Annotated in this window: 18 protein-coding genes, 1 tRNA gene, 1 pseudogene and 1 riboswitch; of the genes and pseudogenes, 3 read left to right on the top strand and 17 right to left on the bottom strand. The window is 36.7% G+C overall.

The window, feature by feature from the left end; translation table 11 throughout:
- Positions 1–134 precede the first annotated feature (134 nt).
- The 3 genes from metK to rpoN form a co-directional block, all read right to left on the bottom strand.
- Positions 135–1,319 carry a methionine adenosyltransferase gene (metK, locus tag IGL23_RS02890; RefSeq protein WP_002355656.1) on the bottom strand — a complete coding sequence of 395 codons (1,185 nt, stop codon included), beginning with the start codon at positions 1,317–1,319 and terminating at the stop codon, positions 135–137.
- Positions 1,317–1,412, bottom strand: a riboswitch (SMK box riboswitch). Its footprint overlaps the gene before it by 3 nt.
- A gap of 122 nt (positions 1,413–1,534) precedes the next feature.
- Positions 1,535–3,412: an acyltransferase family protein gene (locus IGL23_RS02885; RefSeq protein WP_010822575.1), complete on the bottom strand. Its 1,878-nt coding sequence runs from the start codon at positions 3,410–3,412 to the stop codon at positions 1,535–1,537.
- A gap of 199 nt (positions 3,413–3,611) precedes the next feature.
- Positions 3,612–4,943, bottom strand: coding sequence for an RNA polymerase factor sigma-54 (gene rpoN / locus IGL23_RS02880; RefSeq protein ID WP_033594530.1), 1,332 nt, complete (start codon positions 4,941–4,943; stop codon positions 3,612–3,614).
- Positions 4,944–5,001: 58 nt separating this feature from the next.
- Here rpoN and IGL23_RS02875 point away from each other — a divergent pair.
- Positions 5,002–5,073, top strand: a tRNA-Arg gene (locus tag IGL23_RS02875).
- A 655-nt stretch (positions 5,074–5,728) separates the two neighbouring features.
- On the opposite strand, the gene IGL23_RS02870 is transcribed toward IGL23_RS02875, so the two are convergent.
- From IGL23_RS02870 to IGL23_RS02845, 6 genes and pseudogenes are all read right to left on the bottom strand, one after another.
- The gene (locus IGL23_RS02870; RefSeq protein ID WP_002355647.1) at positions 5,729–5,929 is read right to left on the bottom strand and encodes a cold-shock protein; all 201 of its coding nucleotides are present in this window, start codon (positions 5,927–5,929) and stop codon (positions 5,729–5,731) included.
- A 233-nt stretch (positions 5,930–6,162) separates the two neighbouring features.
- Positions 6,163–6,570: an NUDIX hydrolase gene (locus tag IGL23_RS02865; RefSeq protein ID WP_002361287.1), complete on the bottom strand. Its 408-nt coding sequence runs from the start codon at positions 6,568–6,570 to the stop codon at positions 6,163–6,165.
- Positions 6,571–6,595: 25 nt separating this feature from the next.
- The gene (locus IGL23_RS02860; protein ID WP_033595422.1) at positions 6,596–8,383 is read right to left on the bottom strand and encodes a glycerophosphoryl diester phosphodiesterase membrane domain-containing protein; all 1,788 of its coding nucleotides are present in this window, start codon (positions 8,381–8,383) and stop codon (positions 6,596–6,598) included.
- A 29-nt stretch (positions 8,384–8,412) separates the two neighbouring features.
- Complete coding sequence (locus IGL23_RS02855; RefSeq protein ID WP_002358746.1) at positions 8,413–8,922, bottom strand: SA1002 family membrane protein; 510 nt, start codon at positions 8,920–8,922, stop codon at positions 8,413–8,415.
- Between the two features lie 173 nt (positions 8,923–9,095).
- Positions 9,096–9,479, bottom strand: coding sequence for a bacteriocin (locus tag IGL23_RS02850; protein ID WP_002358745.1), 384 nt, complete (start codon positions 9,477–9,479; stop codon positions 9,096–9,098).
- Positions 9,480–9,503: 24 nt separating this feature from the next.
- Positions 9,504–12,277, bottom strand: a pseudogene (locus IGL23_RS02845) (isopeptide-forming domain-containing fimbrial protein).
- Positions 12,278–12,740: 463 nt separating this feature from the next.
- On the opposite strand from IGL23_RS02845, the gene IGL23_RS02840 reads away from it, so the two are divergent.
- Positions 12,741–13,145 (top strand): DUF1622 domain-containing protein, encoded by a 405-nt coding sequence (locus tag IGL23_RS02840; protein WP_002383026.1) that lies wholly within the window; start codon positions 12,741–12,743, stop codon positions 13,143–13,145.
- 20 nt (positions 13,146–13,165) lie between these two features.
- Here the strand turns inward: IGL23_RS02840 and IGL23_RS02835 are convergent, their stop codons facing one another.
- Positions 13,166–13,684: a hypothetical protein gene (locus IGL23_RS02835; protein WP_430619673.1), complete on the bottom strand. Its 519-nt coding sequence runs from the start codon at positions 13,682–13,684 to the stop codon at positions 13,166–13,168.
- 195 nt (positions 13,685–13,879) lie between these two features.
- Here IGL23_RS02835 and clpP point away from each other — a divergent pair, with 195 nt between their 5' ends.
- Positions 13,880–14,473: an ATP-dependent Clp endopeptidase proteolytic subunit ClpP gene (gene clpP, locus IGL23_RS02830; RefSeq protein WP_002355633.1), complete on the top strand. Its 594-nt coding sequence runs from the start codon at positions 13,880–13,882 to the stop codon at positions 14,471–14,473.
- Positions 14,474–14,517: 44 nt separating this feature from the next.
- Here the strand turns inward: clpP and IGL23_RS02825 are convergent, their stop codons facing one another.
- The 7 genes from IGL23_RS02825 to uvrA all read right to left on the bottom strand — a co-directional run bounded on the left by IGL23_RS02825 (position 14,518) and on the right by uvrA (position 23,108).
- Positions 14,518–15,036: a DsbA family protein gene (locus IGL23_RS02825; protein ID WP_002361283.1), complete on the bottom strand. Its 519-nt coding sequence runs from the start codon at positions 15,034–15,036 to the stop codon at positions 14,518–14,520.
- 113 nt (positions 15,037–15,149) lie between these two features.
- Positions 15,150–16,073, bottom strand: coding sequence for a hypothetical protein (locus IGL23_RS02820; protein WP_010825043.1), 924 nt, complete (start codon positions 16,071–16,073; stop codon positions 15,150–15,152).
- A gap of 232 nt (positions 16,074–16,305) precedes the next feature.
- Positions 16,306–17,241, bottom strand: coding sequence for a DNA-binding protein WhiA (gene whiA, locus IGL23_RS02815; protein ID WP_002358736.1), 936 nt, complete (start codon positions 17,239–17,241; stop codon positions 16,306–16,308).
- A 33-nt stretch (positions 17,242–17,274) separates the two neighbouring features.
- A complete protein-coding gene (locus IGL23_RS02810) occupies positions 17,275–18,276 on the bottom strand; it encodes a gluconeogenesis factor YvcK family protein (protein WP_033594578.1) in 1,002 nt (333 codons plus the stop codon).
- Positions 18,270–19,157 (bottom strand): RNase adapter RapZ, encoded by an 888-nt coding sequence (rapZ, locus tag IGL23_RS02805; RefSeq protein ID WP_002355625.1) that lies wholly within the window; start codon positions 19,155–19,157, stop codon positions 18,270–18,272. Before rapZ ends, IGL23_RS02810 begins: the two co-directional genes overlap by 7 nt.
- A 165-nt stretch (positions 19,158–19,322) precedes the next feature.
- Entirely contained in the window at positions 19,323–20,117 is a 795-nt protein-coding gene (locus IGL23_RS02800; RefSeq protein WP_033594580.1) for a YusW family protein, read from the bottom strand.
- Between the two features lie 171 nt (positions 20,118–20,288).
- Positions 20,289–23,108, bottom strand: coding sequence for an excinuclease ABC subunit UvrA (uvrA, locus tag IGL23_RS02795; protein ID WP_002361280.1), 2,820 nt, complete (start codon positions 23,106–23,108; stop codon positions 20,289–20,291).
- Between the last annotated feature and the right edge of the window lie 53 nt (positions 23,109–23,161).

The following is a 23,161-nucleotide window of genomic DNA, read 5'->3' as shown; positions in this document are numbered from 1 at the left end:
TAAATTGCTCCATAGCTATTCTATACAAAAAAGAACAAAATGTCTTAAAAAAATGCTTTTTCATAAAAAAATTATTGCAAAAAAAAACAAGAAGTCAGCCAAGTATTGGCTGACTTCTTGTTTTTTTTATTTAATTATTCAGCTAAACTAGCTTTTAACGCTTCAACTTTATCTGTTTGTTCCCAAGGTAAATCAATATCTGTTCGACCAAAATGACCATAAGCCGCAGTTTGTTTATAAATTGGGCGACGTAAATCTAGCATTTCAATAATACCTGCTGGACGTAAATCAAAGTTTTTACGAACTGCTTCGATTAATTTACTTTCTGGAAGATCACTCGTACCAAACGTATTAATAGAAATAGACACTGGTTGCGCCACACCAATTGCATAAGCTAATTGGACTTCTACTTTTTTCGCCAAACCAGCAGCAACAATGTTTTTCGCGATATAACGCGCAGCATAACTAGCAGAGCGGTCAACTTTGGTTGCATCTTTTCCAGAAAAAGCACCGCCGCCATGACGAGCATAACCGCCATAAGTATCAACGATAATTTTACGACCAGTTAAGCCGGCATCTCCTTGAGGGCCACCGATTACAAAGCGACCAGTTGGGTTGATAAAGTATTTTGTTTCATCATCTAAAAGTTCATGAGGAATCACCTCATTGATTACTTGTTCTTTAATGTCTTTTTCGATTTGTTCTAAGGTTGTTTCATCATCATGTTGTGTACTGATGACAATCGTATCCACACGTTGTGGTTGACCTTGATCATCATATTCCACTGTTACTTGAGATTTTGCATCAGGACGTAAGTAAGGTAAGACTTTTTCCTTCCGCAATTCTGCTAAACGGCGAACCAAACGATGACTTAACGCGATCGGTAATGGCATTAATTCTGGTGTTTCGTCAACGGCAAAACCAAACATTAAGCCTTGGTCACCAGCGCCAATATCGTCTTTTTCATCTTGATCACGCACTTCTAAGGCTGCGTCAACCCCTTGAGCGATATCAGGTGATTGCTCATCGATTGCTACAAGAACTGCGACAGTCTCTCCATCAAATCCATATTTTGCTCGTGTATAACCAATATCTTTCACAGTTTGACGAACAATTTTTTGGATATCTACATAAGCTGTTGTAGAAATTTCTCCAAATACTAGGACTAAACCAGTTGTTACGGATGTTTCACATGCCACGCGGGCCATCGGATCTTTCTCCAAAATCGCATCTAAAATTGCATCACTGACTTGGTCAGCTACCTTATCTGGATGTCCTTCTGAAACGGATTCTGATGTAAATAAATGTCTTTCTGTCATAATGTTATTCCCCCTAAATAGTTTCGGTTACAAGGCATCTTTAGTAAGTAACGACAATTACTTGCTAAATCCTTTCGGGAACTTGTAACAAAAACAGTATACCAGATATCTAAAAAAAAAGCTTAGGTTTTCAAGAAAATCATTAAATTACCTATATTTGCTTTTCCTATAACAAAAAACTTCCAGCCCCTTTCATCTGAGCTGGAAGTTTCTTGCTACTGTAAAATTTTCTCCGCGATAAAGTGTGTATATTGCTCGCCACCTGCCACATTTGGATGAACTCGGTCATCATAAAACCAATCATCATGGGCGTTACTATAATTAAACCAGTCAATGACCGTTAAGTTATCGTATTTTTTGTCCATTTGACTAAGTAAACTATTCACTTGATTTTGCCATCTTCTAGTTGGGACGCGAACATTAATCCAATAAACTTTTCGATTACCTAACGCTTTCATAAATTCATCAAATTGTGCCTCTGTAAAAGGACCATTCGTACCTAAACTCACTAAAACAGTATCTTTGAGCATTTTCTTTTTGTCTAGTTCACCAATTAGTGAAATGCTACTATACAATTGACGGCCCACTTCCCCATCGATAATCATTTTAGGGAAAATATCTTGTAACCCGCTAGCACCATCTAGAATAACAGAATCACCAATAGTTGTGATTTCTAAATTCTGCGCTTTTTTTACTTGCTCTGGTGTGAGTTGTGTGGGTAGAACGTCTTGGCTTTCACTCGGTTTTGTACTACTTTCTGTGGACGTGCTACTATTTTTCGTGCCACTTTCTTGAACTTCTTTTTTACGTTCTTCAATTTTTTGCTGATTTTTCGCAATATTTTTTTCTAGTTGCTCTTGTTGCGCACTTTTAGCGTTTGCTGGAGCCACAATTAAACCGAATACTGCAATCACGCTAATCACTGTCATAAAGGCCATTGTCCCTTTTTCACGAAGGTCCCACGGTTTCCGTAAGAATTCAGTGAATTGAGTCCAGACATCCTTATAAGACAATCGTGTCAGTGGATGTTCGATAAAACGATATGACAATTCGCTCACTACTAAAATTAATGCTATTTCAACCAATGAATGTAGAAAAACATGGTCCGATAAGGTCTTAATTTTGGCCTCATAAAAAATCATGATTGGGAATTGATACAAGTAAATGCCATAACTCCGTTTACCTATCCACGTAAAGACTGGATTCGTTAACCAACGATTCATATCTGCCCCTGGATGTGCAGTGACGGCCACTAAGACAGTGGCTGCCAAACTAATTAAAAACATGCCGCCATAATAAACAAAATTTGTATGATCTGATAATGTTAAAAAGGCTAACACTAAAAGAATTAAGGCACTTAAACCAGCGCCATTTAAGATTTTTTTAGAGGCTTCTGGAATTTCTTCTTTCAAACGTGTGCTTGGCCAAACATACGCCAATGCACTACCTAGTAAAATAGAAAAAACACGTGTGTCTGTTCCATAATAGACACGTGTAGGATCTGCGCCAGGAACATATAAAACGGCCATCAGCGTCACCGAAATTAAGGCGCCGATTAAAACTAAACTGAAAATTCGACCGCGCTTACGAACAAAGCGTTCCAGAAGAATAAAAAGTAATGGCCAAATTAAATAATTTTGCGCTTCAACTGCCAATGACCAAATATGTACAAATGGCGATTGTGTCGCAAATCCATCAAAATAAGAAAACCCTTTAAAAATTTGCCACCAGTTGTTGTAATAAAAAACACTACTAGCGACAACGCTGCGAATATTGTTTAATAAATCCTGCTGAAAGAGTGTAATATAACTAACTGCACTTAAAAGCATCACAATTAATGCTGGATACAGCCGTTTCATCCTTCGCACATAAAATCCTTTTAAATCAATGGTCTGATTTTCTGCCCATTCTTGCCGCAACAAGTCGTTAATAAGATAACCTGAAACAACAAAGAAAATCGGAACACCTAAGTAGCCACCTCGCATGACTTGGGGAAAAAGGTGATACAAAATCACGCCAATTACAGCGATCGTCCGAATGCCATCAAAACCTGTAATATAGCGTTTTTTCTTGCTATTTGCTGTCTGATTCATTTGTGCTTTCCAACTTTTCTATAAAATTATTCTTTTCCTTTATTTAAAGAAGCAAGTAACTTTAATATACGTTTTTTCCTAGGAAATGGCAAGCAAACTTTGCCTCCTTTAGGGTTTTTTTACAATTCAAAAAACCAACATTTTTTAAATCACAAAAAACAACCAAAGCTTATGAAAATCACTCATAAGCTTTGGTTGTTTACTCATATCGTTTTCGTTTAGATGAAGATGGAATCCCTAGGGCTTCACGATATTTTGCCACCGTTCGCCGGGATATTTCCATGCCTGAATCTTTTAATCGCTCGACTAATTTTTGATCAGATAACGGTTTACTTTTTACTTCTTGATCAATTAATTTTTGTAGTTGCTTTTTAACCATCGTTGTTGAGACATCCTCGCCATCTTCTTCTGATGAAAGAATACTTGTGGAGAAGAATGAGCGCAATTCAAAGACACCAAACGTGGTTTCTAGATATTTTCCATTGACCGCACGACTAACTGTCGATTCATGAATAGACAAAGCATCCGCAATTTCTTTTAAAGTCATTGGTTTTAATGGCCGATCTGCTTCTAAAAAGAAGGCTTCTTGACGGCGCACAATTTCTTGCCCTACACGTAAAATTGTATCCCCCCGCTGATTCACTGCGCGCTCTAACCATTCAAATTCGTTTTTCTTATCCTTAATATATTCTTGGACTTCTTTGTCGTCAGTCTCTTGCATTCGTTTGAAATAATTTTCTTGAAAATTTAATGTCGGTCGACCAGCTTTGTTGGAAATCACCACTATTCGATCTTCCTTGATTCGGACAGTTAAATCTGGTCGAATATACAATTCCTCGGTCGCATCAAAAATATTCCCTGGCGCTGGCGATAACGTTTGTATATAATCAAAGATCAATTGAATTTCTGCTAATTCAATCCCAAATTTTTTAGCTAACGGGCCCCATTTACGACTCACTAAGGCATCAAACTCTTCCTCCAATAAAATATACGCTAAATTAGGCGCGGTATCGTCTCGTTCTGTTTGTAGCATCAAACATTCTTGTAAATTGCGTGCCCCCACACCTGCTGGATCTAGCTGTTGTAACAAAGTTAATGCATCTAGCATTTGAATGGCGCTTGCTTCGGTTTTCACTGCCGCTTCTTCTAACGAAATCGTTAAATAACCATTCACGTCTATATATTCTACTAAAAACAATACCAATGTTCGCAAGTATGTATCGCGGTAATTCAAATGAATTTGATCAATTAAAGACTCAAATAATGATAAATGATAGTCTGGAATTTGATTCATATAATTATTTTCTTCGTCTTGGTTGGTGTAAGAACGACTAGGTATCGGAAAATCTGTGGTGTACTGCGTGTCTACTTGTAAATCAATTAATGGATTCTCTAGTGCTTTCGCTTCAACAAAGGCAGCGAGTTCTTCCGTATTAAATTGTAAAATTTGAATAGATTGTTGAAGCTGTTGAGTCATGGCCAACTTCTGGACTTGTTTTTGTTGTTGGTACATTCGTTGCTCAAATTTCATTATTTTCGTCCTCCCTCTTGTAATTTTTGTCAATATCAGCTAAACTAGTATTCGTGCCGCGCCCTTAGTGTAGTGGATATCACGTAAGATTCCGGTTCTTGAGACGGGGGTTCGATTCCCTCAGGGCGCGTTATTTAAATATGTTGATTTATCAACGTTTCTGGACACTCTTTATTCATCTAAAGAGTGTTTTTTCATGTTTAGGAATGATTTTTCTATCCGTAGTTTTTTCAAATGTTGCTTGTGGCAAGCTCAATCGCACTTAACGCGACAACATTTGTTCTGCTTCAGCTACAAATCCAATAAGGTTAAAATTCCTCCGTTCCTATTGTAACGCATAACGTTTCCTTTTTCTATCTGCTAAACAAAGTATTACGACAAGCAAACACCTGCTTCTCTCTTAAAGATCCCTTTCTGATTATATAGTAAATTGCTTTTAATTTGTTAATTATTTTACCTAAAACTTGATACCCTAATTAAATAAAGAACCTGGGGCAAAAATCACTTTGGATTTTTGTCCCAGGCTTAAAACCTGATAATTGGCGGGAACAGAACCGTTCAGCTTCGACCTCTAAAATACTTAATTAGAAATATGCTACCCGCAATCACACCGATTACGATTACTAGCCAAAATAATCCACTTACAAGTAACAGCTCAGTTAAGGTCATCTTCAGATTCTCCTCCTTTAAATGGCATCTGCTTTGTTTTGCTATGTAATTGATGGCGAGATCAGACAACAGCTATCAAAAAAACGGACCAACACGTGGTCCGTTTTCATTCATTATTAAGCTTTTACGATGTTCGTTGCTTGTAAGCCGCGTGGACCTTCTTCAGTATCAAAAGTTACTGCTTGGCCTTCGTCTAAAGTTTTAAATCCATCTGATTGAATAGCTGAAAAATGTGCAAATACATCATTGCCATCTTCACCTGTAATAAATCCAAAACCTTTGTCTGCGTTAAACCATTTTACTGTACCGTTGTTCATATATATTTCCTCCTAGTGCATAAAAATATGCAAGTTATTGCAAAAAATGTTGAGTGGCAAAAGGAGAAGTATAGTTTTTAAATATATAACTCAAATTACTTATCAAAATTGATTACTTAATTACTATAACATATTTACTAGGAATAAACAATGCCCACGACTTTTCCTTGGACTTTCTAAAATAATCAAAGATGCGCTTGACAAAGACCTAGCAAAAGACACTCCTATTCTTTCTATTTCCAGTTAGTTTTGTTTAACTTTAAATAATCGCTACGCGCCAAATAATCAAATAGCGGAGCTAATCCTGGTGAAAAATTTACTTCCTCAAACCGCTTAATAAATTGTACGCCTTTAATTTTATTTGGTTCGTTCAGCGTAACTTTTCCTTGGGCTTGTTTAGCAAAATAAAAATGTCCTTGCCAAACGATTGAATCAAAAACGAGTGGTCCAGTAAAAATTTCTTCAAGTTCAGTAATTTCCACTGCTAATTCTTCTTTCATTTCACGAATCGCACATTCCAGCGCTGATTCACCAAGTTCTTGTTTTCCGCCAGGGAAATTCCATGTGTCTGGCCGATCTTTTAAAATAAGAATTTCATCAGATTGATTTTTAAGAAGTACTCGCGAAAATTCTTTTTTCATTTCGTTTAACCCTCTTCTTCATTTTTTATTGAGAAGCCACACTTGGCAGCATAAAAATATAATGCAAAATACGATCCGCGTACGATGGATTTTTTTCAAAGTCATTGACTTCTTCATTGACTAACTCCAAATCATCGGTAATCACTCCAGCAACGTCCATAAAGAGCATTTTACTCAATACCTCTGAGTCATTAACTGTCCAAGCATAAACTGCTTTTTTCTGTTGGTCAGCTTTTAAAATGAAGGTATCATTCAACGTAGTAGCTTCCATTGTATACAAATCAGCTTGTGTTTCTGGAAAAGTGAAATTATAGGGCAAAATAAAACTAACTTTTACTTTTGATTTGGCTTTTTTAAACGCTTTGATCACATTGTAGTCGAGAGATTGAACCTGATGGTTATTCTTTATCAAAGGACGTTCATATTTTTCAATAAAGTTAGAAAGCGCACCTTGACTATCTTGTTTAGACGTTTTAATTTCTACTAGTAATTTTTGTTTGGCTTGGTTTGCTTTCGCTAAATAATCATCAAAACTGGCAATTGGTGCTTCTTGGCCATTTTCTTTAACGGTCATTTTTGTTAATTCAGCCAACGTAAATTCTTGCGGCGTGCCATCAACGCCGGCGAGTTCTTGAAGGTTTGCATCATGCATCACAACAAATTGATGGTCTTTGGTTTCTTGAACATCAATTTCAATATAATCTGGTTTAAATTTAATGGTTCTTTCCATAGCAGGAATAGTATTTTGTACGCCATTACTATTGGTGACCCCTCGATGCGAAATAATCAAAGGTTTTGATTCTAATAGCCCTGTTAAGTAAACAGCGTTGAAAATTATATAGCCGCCAAAAATGGTGAATAGTCCTAGGCCCATTCCGATAGTCACTAATTTATTACGTTTCGTTTCTTTGTCAAAGGCAACTTTTGTCGTCGTTTCTGCTTGAACATTTAATTGTGTATATAAGAAATTAATCAGTAATACTGAAAGCCAAGCATTAGAGACAAACTGTAAAAATTGGACAACGGTTAAATTTAAAATACCACCTAGTAAGCTAATGGTATCGCTCAAGGTATCTAACTTCAACTGTAGAAGATAAAGTAACACATAAATAACATACGTTGAAACAAATACCGCGATCGTCACAAATGCAATATTACGAATAATGAACCATAATCGTTTGTTTGTCATTGACCAACTAGCCTTAACTGCCTCGCCCGCTTTTTTTCTCTCCAGAATCATTAATGGAAGCGTGTAAATGAAACGAATAGCTAAATACCAGACTAATAGCCCAAAGGCCAGTAACCCAACCAAGTAAGGAATTCGTTGGGACAAAAATTCAACAATAAAATCTGGAATCACAAATTTCGTCAATAGATTACTTTGGAAAATCAGGTTACCAAAAGGGACAATGACAACAAAATAACCGAAAAAGAATAACCACGAACGGGCACCTTGCTTTTTAAGAACCTTAAAAGATGCCTTGGTAACTCCTTTAAAATGAAAGCGATGGTCTTGCCGTATTTGAAAAATCCCTAATAATAAAAAGGTAAACTGATAAAAAACTGCACCTAAAAAAAGTAACAACAAGAGAATTAATAACACCAGAGCAAGCGGCTTTTCTAACAATAAATTCAGGTTATTAAACGAAAGATAAGGAATACCTTGAGTTTTTAGTGCGTTGGAAGTAGCCCAACTAAAAGCCCCACCCACCAATAATAATAAGGCATTTAAAGTAAAAAATAACCATAAGTACTGCAAGATGTCTTTAAAAAATTGCCTTGTTCCATTTTTAAATGTTTGCCAAGCAGACATACAAACTCCTCCATTCTAAAAGTATCTGATTAAAGTTCTTCCATACGAATCCTAAATAAAACAACGGCAATCCAAATTGAAATAAATGATGGCAAAATAACAATAATGATTGCGACTGGCTCATCAATAGTCCCTTGTAACGTATTTTTTACTTCTGAAGAAACAATAAACTGATCAAAAATCACTTGATAAATAGTAACATAAATCAATACCCATTGAATATAATATTCAATTATTTTCATTAAAGCGATGGGTAAAACAATTTTTTTCGTCGTTAAATTCAATAAAAAATATAACAAAAGACTCGTACTGATGATAACGACTATCCCTAAAAGAAATAACGACTCTAACCGCTGCCCTATTACGTTTGCAACGCCTATTGTTAATAATAAATACATAGCTACCGAAATTAAGATGCTCACACTTAGCATAACAGAAAACAAAAGTAATGCCTTAAGAAAAAGCCACTTATCAACTCTTTTATTTCCAATCAATAAACCTAAAAGAATCACCGACAAAAGTAAAATCAATTCAATCATTCGTTCCTCCTCCCAAAACAAATGAAAACAAATTCATATGTTCGCGTTTATTTTATCAAACTAAAATGGATTTGTAAAACATTTCACATGTTATTTAATAAACGACTATTACTAGAAAAAAGACAAGCCAAGTTTCCTTTATTTAGGAAACTTGGCTTGTCTTTTTATTCTTTTTACTTCGTTATTTTTTGATAGTTTGCGAATAATTGATTCGCATCTCCTTCTCCATCAATTTTCTTGAGATGGCCGTTATCTATTTTAAACATAGATGGCACATGTAAAACTTTATTTTCTCGGATAAATGTTGACCATTCCTTCATGGTCTCTTTGTTGGTTAATTCTACATAGTAAACCTGTTTAGGTGCTTGTAATAGTTTCTCGAAATCCTGACAATCTGAACAGTTTTTCTTTTTTAAAACAACATAAAATGTTTCGCCAGAGTGTTTTTTTTCTTGATACTCATTGAAACTTAATTCCTTTTTATGCGGAATAAATGTAAAACCTACCAACAAACTAAGTAACAAAATTAACAGACTGAACGAAATTTTTTTATTCATGTTTTTTCTTCCTTTTTAGTTTGTCTAATTTTTTCTTTTTTTATTTTTTGTTATGCCAAAGCTAATAGCCACTATAAGGACAATTAAACCTGCAATCATGTAAAGTGGATTTACTGTTGTATTAGTCATTGGTAAATGAATTCCTTTACTTGCTGATTTTCCAAAATTGACTGGGTTCGTTGGTGCTTGATGATTTGTAGGCGTCAACGGTTTTTTCGGTTTTAGCGGTTGTTTAGGTTCAGGTTTTTTTGGGTCTTCTGGCGTTGGTGCAGGCGGTGTTACGGTTGGCTTGTTGGAATGCAACACGTCACCTTCGTTGCCAAAGTTTAAGTCGGCTTGGTTGGGAATCCCGCCTTGTTCAATATAAGGCGCTAATTCTTCATCGGTTGCGCTAGCTTTGATTTTAGTAGTAATAGTCATTGTGTATGTATGACCACTCAAATAGGCATAACTATCGTCTTTTTTGTTCATTTCAAAAGTTACTTTGTTATTTTCTTGTGTTACTGTGCCGTTAGCTGTAACATCTTTGCCATTTTCATCTGTGACTTTCACATCAATGATGTCTAACACTTTATTAATGTCATCTACCATGCTAGCTTGGGTCCACGTGCTTGTTTCGTTGCCAAAGGCTGTTTTGACGTTCCATTTAAATTCTTGGTCACGATTAGTTAAGTCTAAATGTTCTTGGCCTTCGATATCTTTTGTAATCGTTGGATCTTCTGGCGTTGGTGCAGGCGGTGTTACGGTTGGCTTGTTGGAATGTAACACGTCACCTTCATTGCCAAAGTTTAAGTCGGCTTGGTTGGGAATCCCACCTTGTTCAATATAAGGCACTAATTCTTCATCGGTTGCGCCGTCTTTAATTTTAGTGGTAATAGTCATTGTGTACGTATGTCCAGCTAAGTATGAGTAGCTGTCTGCTTGTTTGTTCATTTCAAAAGTTACTTTGTTATTTTCTTGTGTTACTTTGCCGTTAGCTGTAACATCTTTGCCATTTTCATCTGTGATTTTTACATCAGTGATATCTAGCACTTTATTAATGTCATCCACCATGCTGGCTTGGGTCCAAGTGCTTGTTTCGTTACCGAAAGCTGTTTTGACGTTCCATTTAAATTCTTGATCGCGGTTGGTTAAATCTAAATGTTCTTGGCCTTCGATATCTTTTGTAATCGTTGGATCTTCTGGCGTTGGTGCAGGCGGTGTTACGGTTGGCTTGTTGGAATGTAACACGTCACCTTCGTTGCCAAAGTTCAAGTCGGCTTGGTTGGGAATCCCGCCTTGTTCAATATAAGGCGCTAATTCTTCGTCCGTTGCGTCAGCTTTGATTTTAGTAGTAATGGTCATTGTGTACGTATGACCACTCAAATAGTCATAGCTGTCTGCTTGTTTGTTCATTTCAAAAGTTACTTTGTTATTTTCTTGTGTTACTTTGCCATTACCTGTAACATCTTTGCCATTTTCATCTGTGACAACGACTTTTTGGATATCTAATAATTGGTTAATATCATCTACTAAACTGGCTTGTTGCCAAGTACTTGTTTCGTTACCGAAAGCTGTTTTGACATGCCAATCGAAACTATCTTCACGATTGGTTAAATCTAAGTGCTCTTGATTTTCGATATCTTTTGTAATCGTTGGATCTTCTGGCGTCACGTCACACGCATGCGCATTGTCATTTTTAGGAATCGTCGCTTCTGGAAATTCCTTAGCAATTGTTCCTTGATTCATTGTCCCACTACTTACAAGGGTTGCTGCATCAATCGCTGTATTTTCTTTGACTTCGTAGTGAATCGTTATGTTTCCTACGTAACCTTCTGTACTAGTTGCTGAAATGGTTTGTCCGTTAATTTGAACAGGCACATCATTTCCAGCATCGTCCGTAGCGGTCGCAGATTGAATATCAAATTGATCAGCAATTGTTAATGAAGCTGTTGCTGGTGTCGATTGCGCCAGACGATCTTTGACAATTTGTTTTAATTGGGTTGTAAAATCATCAATAGATTGGCTTGTAATAAAATCTTCTGGTGTGCTAGATCCTTGTTGCAACTCTTGTTTTACAAAAGGACCCACTTCTGTTTTATACTTATCAAAATATGAATTTACTGAACTTAAAGATTCAACACTTTCCCAATACGCATTAATCATTTCATAGCCTTGGTTAGTAATTTCTTGGTTTAACGCTAAAACTTCTGCTGCTGCACCTTGATAGTCATTACTATACTCAACCGAAACTTGAAAAGGATGTCTTGGATCTGGATATTCATTGATTGAATCATTGGTGTTGGTTTTATGCAAGTAACCATCTAAACGTGTATTAGCGACCCCATCTGTCACTAATAAGAAATATGTTTTTCGATTCGTTAAATCTCCGTGTGTTTGATTGTACGTATCTAAAGCAAGTTTCAATCCTGAGGCAGTTGGTGTACCACCATACGTCCGAACATCTCCAAATCCAGAGACAAATTGGCTTTTATCATGGGTTAATTGAGTATCAACACGCACATTCATATCATAATCAGCTGAATTAATTTTTACTTTTCCATCAGGAAATATAAATTGTTTTCCGCCACGATACGAAGCCAGCATCACGCGGTCTTGATCAGATAAACCTTGAACCACTTCATCAATCGCTTGTCTTACATGTGGAAAATTATCTGAAAAACTACCTTGGTCATTCCTTCTTTATCTCCTGCTTTAACCACTCCTTCGGCTAAAGCCAACGTGGGACTGAAATTTCCCACAACTGTTCCAGCGACAATCACCATTGTCGATAATAATTTCGTTGCTTTCTTAAACATTTTAATCCTCCCTATTTTCTTTCGCTAGTGTTTGGGACACTTGCTTCTCTTTACTTCAACTACAGCTCCTTAAATCTTTCATCAAGTCGATGTGTCTCCTTGCTTTTGTGACACATCTCTTACTCAATTTCTGATTCTATCACCTTTAAAGGCTAAAACTTGGCAGTATTCGGCTCTTGAAAACGTAAAATTTGTCTTTTAAAAATTAATGAAAAGACTATCCACTGACAAAGTTGGTTTTCACTTACTTTTTGCTACTTGATTCCTTTTAATGGTCTTTTTTACACAAAAAAAGTAAAAGAACCTTTACAGTCCTTTTACTTAATTGTTAGATGCTATTCATAATTTTCTTAGTTTTGTTCTATAAGCTGAATAGTTTAGCCTGTTTATTTCAACAATATTTGACGTTAGTCAGCCGTTTCGTTATAGTTAAAGAAAAGGCTTTTTGGTAGGAGTGAATACGATGAATGAGTGGCCCCATCAGTTAATGACGCTTTTAACCCCACTTTTTGAGCTATGTATTTTAGGACTGAATGTTTTTTCGATTATTGTTTTAGTTTGGGGTGTTTGTTTAGCAGGAAAAGATTTCATTAAAAGTGAACGACAAAATCAAAGCCGCTTTACCTTAACCAAAATGAATACGTTCATCAAAAACTTCCTTGGTAGCTACATTCTGTTAAGTTTAGAAATTTTAATTGCTGCTGATATTATTGAATCCATTGTCAAACCAACTTTTCAAGATATTTTGAAATTGGCAACCTTGGTGATCATCCGTACAGTTATTTCTTATTTCTTACATAAAGAAATTGAAGACACTATGACCGATATGGAACAACAAGAAAAAGAACCAGATACCCCAAAAAATTAGCGGGTACGCTGGTTCTTTTTTTATTTAATCGCTTTAAAATAATGAAGTGGTTCGTTAGACAAATGCTGCATTTTACGTTTTTTATCTTCAATAATTGCTAAAATCTCGTCTGAAAAATTTTCCAAAATAACACGGCCGCCTTTATAGGTGTGACCACCCATTTCAGCAACTTCGCTGGCCGTCAAAATGACTTTACGATGCGCAATTTTTTTGAAAAATTCTTCAATTAAGTACGTCGGTAAGTAAAAATTATTTTGAGCAGAAAATGATTCCAAATAAATAAAATCATCGATGCTGATGAAACAATCATCCATCGATAAGTATTCAATTGATCTGTCTATATATAATTCACGCTTTTGTAAAATTTCTTTGACTTTTTTATTTAATAAATTCAATGATTCAATTTCTTTAACCAAATGTTCTAGTTCACGATAACGTACTTCTTTTCGCTCTTTGTAAGATGAATGTAAGGCGGCACTTACTGTGACTATTAGCGCACCGACGATTACACCGACCATTCCGGCGATAAAAACAAACATATTTTTCCCCTCGCTCTTTTCTAATTTTCCATTTTAGTATAACATAATCCAAAAGTTTCGGATAAAAAATGACACAAAATTTTTCAAGCGACTTCGTTGACCTTTATTGACCAAAGAGGTATACTTTTCATAGGCATTCAAAGTGCTTTGTGATAGAATGACTTTAAAAGTTTCTTTATATAGGAGGATTTACTTATGAATTTAATTCCAACAGTTATTGAACAATCATCTCGCGGTGAACGTGCTTATGACATTTACTCTCGTTTATTAAAAGACCGCATCATTATGCTAAGCGGCCCTATCGATGATAATGTGGCAAACTCAGTGATTGCACAGTTATTATTCTTAGATGCCCAAGATTCAGAAAAAGACATTTACTTGTACATTAACTCTCCTGGTGGTAGCGTTTCTGCAGGCTTAGCGATTTTCGATACCATGAATTTCGTTAAAGCGGATGTCCAAACGATCGTATTAGGAATGGCGGCTTCAATGGGTAGCTTCTTATTAACAGCTGGTCAAAAAGGCAAACGTTTCGCTTTACCAAATGCGGAAATCATGATTCACCAACCACTTGGTGGCGCTCAAGGGCAAGCAACAGAAATTGAAATTGCTGCTCGTCACATTTTAGACACTCGTCAACGTTTAAATTCAATTTTAGCTGAACGAACTGGCCAACCAATTGAAGTGATTGAACGTGATACCGATCGTGATAACTATATGACTGCCGAACAAGCAAAAGAATATGGTTTAATCGATGAAGTAATGGAAAATAGTAGCGCCTTAAATTAAAAATAAAAAAAATGGAAACAGCGACAGTCGCTGTTTCCATTTTTTTATTTTTCAATGTATCCACGTAATTCTTCTTCAGTGACACTTTCGTCAAAGATATGCTCACCAATGATGATCGTTGGTACAAATTGAATGTGCGCCGCATTGGCTTCAGCAATCACTGCGGAAACAAGCGTTGCATCTTTTTGTTCTTTTAAGCCCAGATTTTTTTCAGCATACGTCGCTACTTCTTCTAAGGTTAAGTTTCCCCATTCATCTTGCGTAGCAAACATTTTATGCAATGCTGACAGTGCTTGTTCAGGCGCTGAATAGTCAATGTAGTGATGCATCACATTGCCGCGTTGTAAACTTTCTTTTTCTTTATCAAACAACTTAATGATACGTTCAACTTTACCACTTTTGACAGATTGTGCTAACAGTTCCTCAGACTCTTCAAACCATTTTCTGCAATAAGGACAGCGAACATTGATAAATTCTATCATTTTGACAGGGGCATTGCTCTCACCAATGTGAAGCCCTGTTTCTGTGTTAACTTTTGTTGCATCAATTACTGAAATATCCATAAAAAAACCTCATCCTTTCAAACCTTTATTTCTCTTTTAGTATACCGTTTTTCAATAAAAAAATCATAAGACACGAATTCAAATTTTCTGAATTCGTGCCTCTGTTCACTTTTTTAACGATTAATCGAACGAGCCATTCTAGCAACAGTATGTCTTTTCCCACGTATCGCATCAGAAAGCTCTTTAATATTTTCAATACCAACTAAGCCCATATTGGCATCGCCAATATGTTGAATATCTACGCCTAAAATTTTATTTCTAATGCCGATTGCTTGGATAACTTCAGGTTGAGCACTTTCTTGTGAAGTTCCAATGGCACTCATAACTAATTTTCCTTTTGAATGTGCAAAATCCACAACTTCTTTGACTTGTTGATCATCGATGCCCCAAACCGTGCCGACTGCTGGGACTAAGACAATATCAGCGCCCGCTTCAATAAATTGTTCAGCTGATTTTAAACTGACCACTGGTTCATCTACGCCTGAACTGTGCATTTTTCCGGCAATAATGATGCCATCAAAATGTTTTTTGGCTAAGGCCACGTTCTTAGCAATCAAGTCGTTGGTCACGCCAGTTCCTGGATTACCTGTCAATAAGATAAAATCCAAACCCAGTTCATTGGCTTTTTTGAAAGTAGCTGCTGATGCTTTTCTACCTGGTTCAATCGAAACTCTCGTTGAAGCTAAGTCTAAATTTTCATCAACAGGTTCGACATTCATGCCAATCGGTAAACCGACTAGTTCTTTCAAACGATGAACAACCTCATCATTAGGGACACATGTTTCCGCAGTATATTGCCCTTCATAAGCGGCTACTACAATCGGTTTATTAACATCGAAAACATTCAATAAAATCATGTCTGCGCCATATGCTTTTGACATTTCCGCACAAGTGATATCACCTGCTACGGATGGATGAACTACCACATTTTCCGATAAAATTACGCGCCCTTCGCTCGCTTTAATACTCTGAAACAGCTCTTCTTTTGACATCCGTTTGATTTCTGATGCATTTGCACTAATTAATCGTTGAACCATTTTGACCCCTCCAATAGTTTTTAATGTTTTAGTTAAAAACAGCAATAAGTAATCGCTTGCATTTTATTACATGCAACATTCGTGCCAACGTCGTTTCTTTAAACCACAGGTAAACACTACATTTCAGTACTACACACTTTTTGCACACTTTATTTTTTTTACACGCTTAAAGAAAAAGTGAAGGATAGCACTTCAAACGGAAATGTTATTCTTCACTTCTGGAGCAGAACAATTACGCACTTTTTTCTCGTAATTTTTCTGCAAATTCATTAATTTTTCGAATACGATGATTAATACCTGACTTAGAAATAGCTCCTGAAGGAATCATTTCCCCTAGTTCTTTGAGACTAACTTCCGGATACTCTAACCGTAATTCTGCGATTTCCTGAAGTTTCTCCGGTAATGATGTCAGCCCTACTGTACTTTCAATAAATTGAATATTTTCAATTTGTTTTGAAGCCGCATCAATGGTTTTATTTAAATTCGCTGTTTCGCAATTTACTAAACGATTTACTGAATTCCGCATATCACGGACAATCCGGACATCTTCAAATTTCAACATAGAGTTCGTGGCACCAATTAACGTTAAAAAGTCGGCAATTTTTTCAGCACCTTTTAAATAACAAATATACCCATTTCGGCGTCCCAATGTTCGAGCGTTTAAGTCATAGTAATTCAACATCTTACAAATATCATTATTGTGTTCTTCATAAATTGAAAAAATTTCTAAATGATAGCGACTTGTTTCCGGATTATTAACTGATCCAGAAGCCATGAAGGCTCCACGTAAATAGGAACGCATTTTTTGCGCGTTACCCATGATTTCATTTGACACATTGCCATTAAAAACGACCCCATCCATAATATCCAAATCAGCTAGAATTTTTTGTGTATCTTGTTTTAGACGCACAATGTAAACATTATTTTTCTTTAGTTTCATTTTTTTACGAACTAATAATTCTGCTTGTGCATGGTAATGATCTTTCAGTAATGAATACATTCGACGAGCAATTGCAGCATTTTCCGTTTGTACATTCAAGACAAACTGTTGATTAACTAAGCTAAGTGAGCCGTTCATCCGAATTAATGCTGCTAATTCTGCTTTCGCGTGTTCTCGATGGACTTCTAAACCAGTCAACTCTTTTTTGACATCCGAGGCAAAAGACATCTAAGCTCCTCCTCTCTTGATTCTTTTGATTAATTAATATTTCGTTCCAAATACGATACGGAAAAGTTCTTCAACAACTTTTTCCCCATCATGAAAAACTCCGCCATCTCTTAATTCTAAAAAGTCTGTCGAAATGACTCGGCAACCTTCTTCACGTAATCCTTGAAAATCATGCTTCACTTGAACTAAATATTCATCATAAATTTCAGGATCCATGTAATTTTCTGGTACTTTTTCTGTATTAACCAGCACTGTATCAACAAACTGCGCTTGTAGATGCTCGTTTAAGACACGAACATGATCTGCATCCGTAAAATGTTCCGTTTCCCCTTTTTGGGTCATGATGTTACAAATATAGACTACTTCCGCAGCTGTTTGTTTGATGGCTTCACCAATTTCTGTAATAACTAAATTAGGTAAAATACTTGTAAAAAGACTCCCTGGTCCTAACACGACCATGTCTGCTTCTTCAATTGCTTTGACGACTTTACGCGCAGCTCTTGGCTGGTCTTCTCCGTGTGTATTTGTTACAAACACATGGTCAATCGTCTTGCGATCCAGTGCAATTTTTGATTCTCCCACCGCCACTGAGCCATCTTTAAATACGGCATGTAACGTTAATGGCCGTTCTGATGATGGATAAATCCGTCCATCAACATGCATCATTTTTGAAAGTAATTGAATCGCTTCATACGTACTTCCTCTCATTTCTGAGACAGCAGCAATGATTAAATTACCGATTGCATGATTGGCAAAATGACTATCTGATTTATCAAAACGATATTGAAAAATATCTTCATATAATTGTGGCATATCTGACAATGCCACTAAAACATTTCTTAAATCTCCCGGAGGTGTCATGTTATTAATAGAGGAACGAAGCTCGCCACTACTACCGCCATCATCAGCGACCGTTACGACGGCAGTAATATCAACACTTTGATTTCTTAAACTTTTTAAAATTACTGGTAAGCCTGTTCCACCACCAACAACCACGATCTTCGGTTTACGAATTCGATAGGTTTTCATTAAGATCGATTAACCGTTTCTTTTCTTTTTAAGCGGTCGCGGTGGGTAATATTTACATGGTAATCTTCCTCTTTTAATTCAGCGCCAACACGTTCTGTCAATGCAACAGAGCGATGTTGTCCGCCAGTACAGCCAATTGCAATGGTGACGCTACTTTTACCTTCTTTTTTATATCCCGGTAAGACTGTTCGCAGTAAATCGATAAATTTTGTATAAAATTCATCTGTTTCTGGGAAGCCCATCACATAATCATAAACAGGTTGATCCATTCCAGTTAACGGCCGTAGTTCATCAATATAATGGGGGTTAGGTAAAAAGCGAACATCCATAACGATATCTGCATCAATCGGCAACCCATATTTAAAGCCGAAGGACACCATTTCCACTCGAAATTCGTGTGTCTCTCTCGTTGCTAGTTCTTTATTCAAACGTTCCCGCAATTGACGAGGGGACAAGTCCGTGGTATCAATAACCAACTGAGCATCCGCCTTGATTTCTTCCAGCATTGCACGTTCTTTACGAATACCTTCTGTCACTAAACCATCCATCGCCATTGGATGCGCACGCCGTGTCTCTTTATAACGAGAAACTAACTCTTCATCGGTGGCATCTAAAAATAAAATCGTTGTATCAATAAAATTAGTATTTTCAAGTTCGACTAACATATCCTGAATTTCTCTAAAGAAGGTCCGTGAACGTAAATCGATCACTAACGCAATCTTGGTAACTTTTCCAGATTCTTTAATTAATTCCCAAAATTTTGGGATTAAGCTTGGTGGTAAATTGTCGATACAGAAATAGCCCATGTCTTCAAAGCTTTGAACAGCGACTGTTTTTCCAGCGCCACTCATTCCTGTAATAATAACCAGTTGTAAATTTTCTGGCATATTCAACACTCCCTTCACTTGCATCACTATATTATAACACCCCGGGCGTATCAAAGAAAGCTTTTCAATCATTCTTATAAAGATTTCTATTCTTTCATAGAAAAACAGCATTGACATTTTTGTCAATGCTGTTTTAATTGCTGAATTATACTATATAACTGTGTGTTATTTTAATACAAACTCAATTTCTGTTTTATCAGTAAAATTAGCTTCAAACTCAAATTGTTTTACTTGTTCATTCACGGCTAACTTTTTCGTAATGTGTTCTTTAATTTGTTCATTTGTAGCTGTTTTGATTGACAATCCATCTAAAAGAGTCATGATTTTGTCTTGTGCTGCCTTACCTTCTAATTCTAAAATAGCAGATTCATCTTCATACGTTGCTTCAATTGTTCCGTTCGATTTTATTTCATAGGTGAACTCAATTTCATTTTCGTCGTATTCGATTTCTACGTCAATCTCTTGAAGACTGACAACAGTTGGTGTCGGTGTGGTTAGTTCATTGTCTGCTGTTTCATGGTCCCCACCAACTTCAGGAGTTACGGTTTCCCACTTAAAGGTACCAATTTTAGCTGTTGCTAGATAGGGATTATTAATGGTAATGACTTTCAATTGAAGGTCTGAATGGTTGGCGATATCTGTTAAAATCCCCAGAGCCTGATATGTATTTTGTGTAAAACGTGTCGCAATATTTTGCGCATCAATTGTGGAATAGCCTAATGTTTCCCAGGTGATTTGTTGCTTTAATTCCTGATGAACGGCTTGTACTGTCGCCGGCTCCAATTGAATGCCCGTTGCTTCTTTTAAGTCTTTCTTGGTAAAACTCATTACTTTTTCATGGTCTGATTGTGAAATTAAAGTAGCTGCTTCCATTGTGTTACTATGTACAAAAGGTGTGATTCCGATAGCTAAGACCATTCCTGCTGTTAATAAACTTGTTGTTATTTTTTTGTTTTTCATTTAAGACTTCCCTTCGTGTTCATTGTTATTTTGTTAACAAACATAGTATATCTTTTAATTACACATTAAGTCAACATTTATTTTTAATTTTTATTAAAAAATATTTGTTATTTTATAATAAAAGAACCTTGTTTCCCATAAAAACAAGGTTCTTTATCTAATCATTAATGTTTATTTCAGAACACGTTTTAAATAATATCCTGTGTAACTGTCTTTGACTTTAGCAACTTCTTCTGGTGTTCCTGTCGCCACGATCGTCCCACCACCGTCGCCACCTTCTGGCCCTAAATCAATCACATGATCCGCAGATTTGATGACATCCAAGTTATGTTCAATCACTAAAACGGTATTGCCCGCTTCCACTAAACGCTCTAATACTAGAAGCAACCGCGCAATATCATCGGTATGCAAGCCTGTTGTTGGTTCATCCAGAATATAAAAGTTTTTTCCATTAGAATTTTTATGAAGTTCACTCGCTAGCTTCATCCGCTGTGCTTCTCCACCAGATAAAGTAGTTGCTGGCTGCCCCAATGTCACATAGCCTAAGCCTACATCCACAATTGTTTGCAATTTACGATGAATTTTAGGGATATGTTTGAAAAATTCTACGGCATCTTCCACCGTCATATCTAAAATATCAGAAATGTTTTTGCCTTTATAATGAACTTCTAACGTCTCAGAATTATAACGTTTGCCATGACAAACTTCGCAAGGCACATAGACATCAGGTAAAAAGTGCATTTCAATTTTGATGATACCATCCCCGCGACAAGCTTCACAACGGCCACCTTTGACGTTAAAACTAAAGCGGCCTTTTTTATAGCCACGAACCTTGGCTTCATTTGTTTGGGCAAACAAATCGCGAATGTCATCAAAAACACTAGTATAAGTCGCTGGATTACTTCTTGGTGTTCGACCAATTGGACTTTGATCAATGTCAACAATCTTTTCAATGGCTTCATAACCAGTGATACTTTTGTGTTTCCCAGGTTTATTGGAATTACGATTTAATTTTTGGGCCAGTGCTTTTTTCAAAATTTGATTGACTAAAGTACTTTTCCCTGAACCTGAAACGCCTGTGACAGCAACAAATTCACCTAGCGGAAATTCAACACTGACATTTTTTAAATTATTTTCACTGGCACCAGTGACTTTGATCGCTTTGCCATTACCTTTGCGACGTTCTTTTGGCACAGGAATCACTTTTTTCCCAGAAAGATATTGTCCAGTCAATGAATGCGGATTTTTAGCAACCTCTTCCGGCGTACCAGCGGCTACAATTTCACCGCCCAGATGTCCAGCGCCAGGTCCCACATCAATCAAGTAATCCGAAGCCATCATTGTATCTTCATCATGTTCCACCACAATTAATGTATTGCCTAAGTCCCGCATTTTTTTCAATGAGTCAATCAAGCGGTCGTTATCTCGTTGATGCAAACCAATTGATGGTTCATCTAAAATGTAAAGGACGCCTGATAAGTTTGAGCCAATTTGTGTTGCTAAGCGAATTCTTTGTGCTTCTCCGCCAGAAAGTGTGCCGGCAGCTCGACTTAAGGTTAAGTAATCTAACCCGACATTTTTTAAGAAGGTTAACCGATCTTCGACTTCTTTTAAAATTGGCCGAGCAATCGTTGTTTCTTGTTCAGATAAAGACACACCTTCAAAAAATTGGACCGCATTTTTTATTGCTAATTCACTGACTTCACCAATGTGCGTGCCATTGATTTTTACAGCTAAAGCTTGCGGATTCAAACGATACCCTTGACAGCTTCGACAAGTCAATTCTGTCATGTATAACCGCATTTGATCTCGTGTAAAATCGCTATTTGTTTCATGATAACGTCGTTTAATATTTTTTAAAATCCCTTCAAATGGCACTTCCACATCACGAACACCACCAAAGTCATTTTCATAATGAAAATGAAAGTTTTTCTCGCCAGAACCATTTAAAATAATTTCTTGTTGGTCTGCAGGTAATTCTTCAAACGGCGTATCCATATCAATCCCAAAACTGGTGGCTGCTTGTTCCAACATTTGTGGATAATATTGGGAACTAATAGGGTTCCACGGAACAATGGCTCCTTCTCTCAAGGTTTTAGTGGGATCTGGAATCACTAAGTCTTTGTCCACTTCTAATTTAACACCTAAACCATCACAATCGGGACAAGCGCCAAATGGTGCATTAAATGAAAACAAGCGCGGTTCCAATTCACCGACTGTAAACCCACAATAAGGACAAGCATAATGTTCACTAAACAACATCTCTTCTTGACCAATCACATCAACAATTGCGTAACCTTCAGCTAAACGCAAAGCCGCTTCAAACGAATCAAACAAGCGAGAGCGAATACCTTCTTTCACAACGATACGGTCAATCACAATCGCAATATCATGTTTTTTATTTTTTTCAAGTTCTGGTGCCTCACTAACATCATAGGTTTCACCATCCACCCGCATTCTGACATACCCTTCACGTTGGATCATTTCAAACACTTTTTTATGTTGGCCTTTTTTCTTGACCACAACAGGCGCCAAAATTTGAATTTTTGTTCGCTCTGGTAGCTCTAAGACTTTATCAACCATCTGTTCAACAGACTGACTGGTAATTTCAATATGATCGTTAGGACAAATTGGATGACCTACCCGAGCAAATAACAATCGTAAATAATCATTGATTTCCGTGACCGTCCCCACCGTTGAGCGTGGGTTTTTACTTGTCGTCTTTTGATCAATTGAAATAGCTGGACTTAAACCATCGATGCTGTCAACATCTGGTTTATCCATCTGTCCCAAAAATTGTCGCGCATAAGCAGAGAGACTCTCTACATAACGTCGTTGCCCTTCTGCGTAAAGCGTATCAAACGCTAATGAACTTTTGCCAGAACCAGATAGTCCAGTTACAACAACCATTTTGTCACGAGGAATCGTGACATCAATATTTTTTAAGTTATGGGCGCGTGCACCATGAATCACAATTTTATCATTTGCCATATATGTTCTCCTTTTACTAAATCTCTTACGTCAAATCATTTCAAGTCATTCTA

Source organism: Enterococcus sp. MSG3299, from assembly GCF_050555765.1.
GTDB lineage: Bacteria > Bacillota > Bacilli > Lactobacillales > Enterococcaceae > Enterococcus > Enterococcus faecalis.
This window is presented reverse-complemented; position numbering and strand designations above follow the sequence as displayed.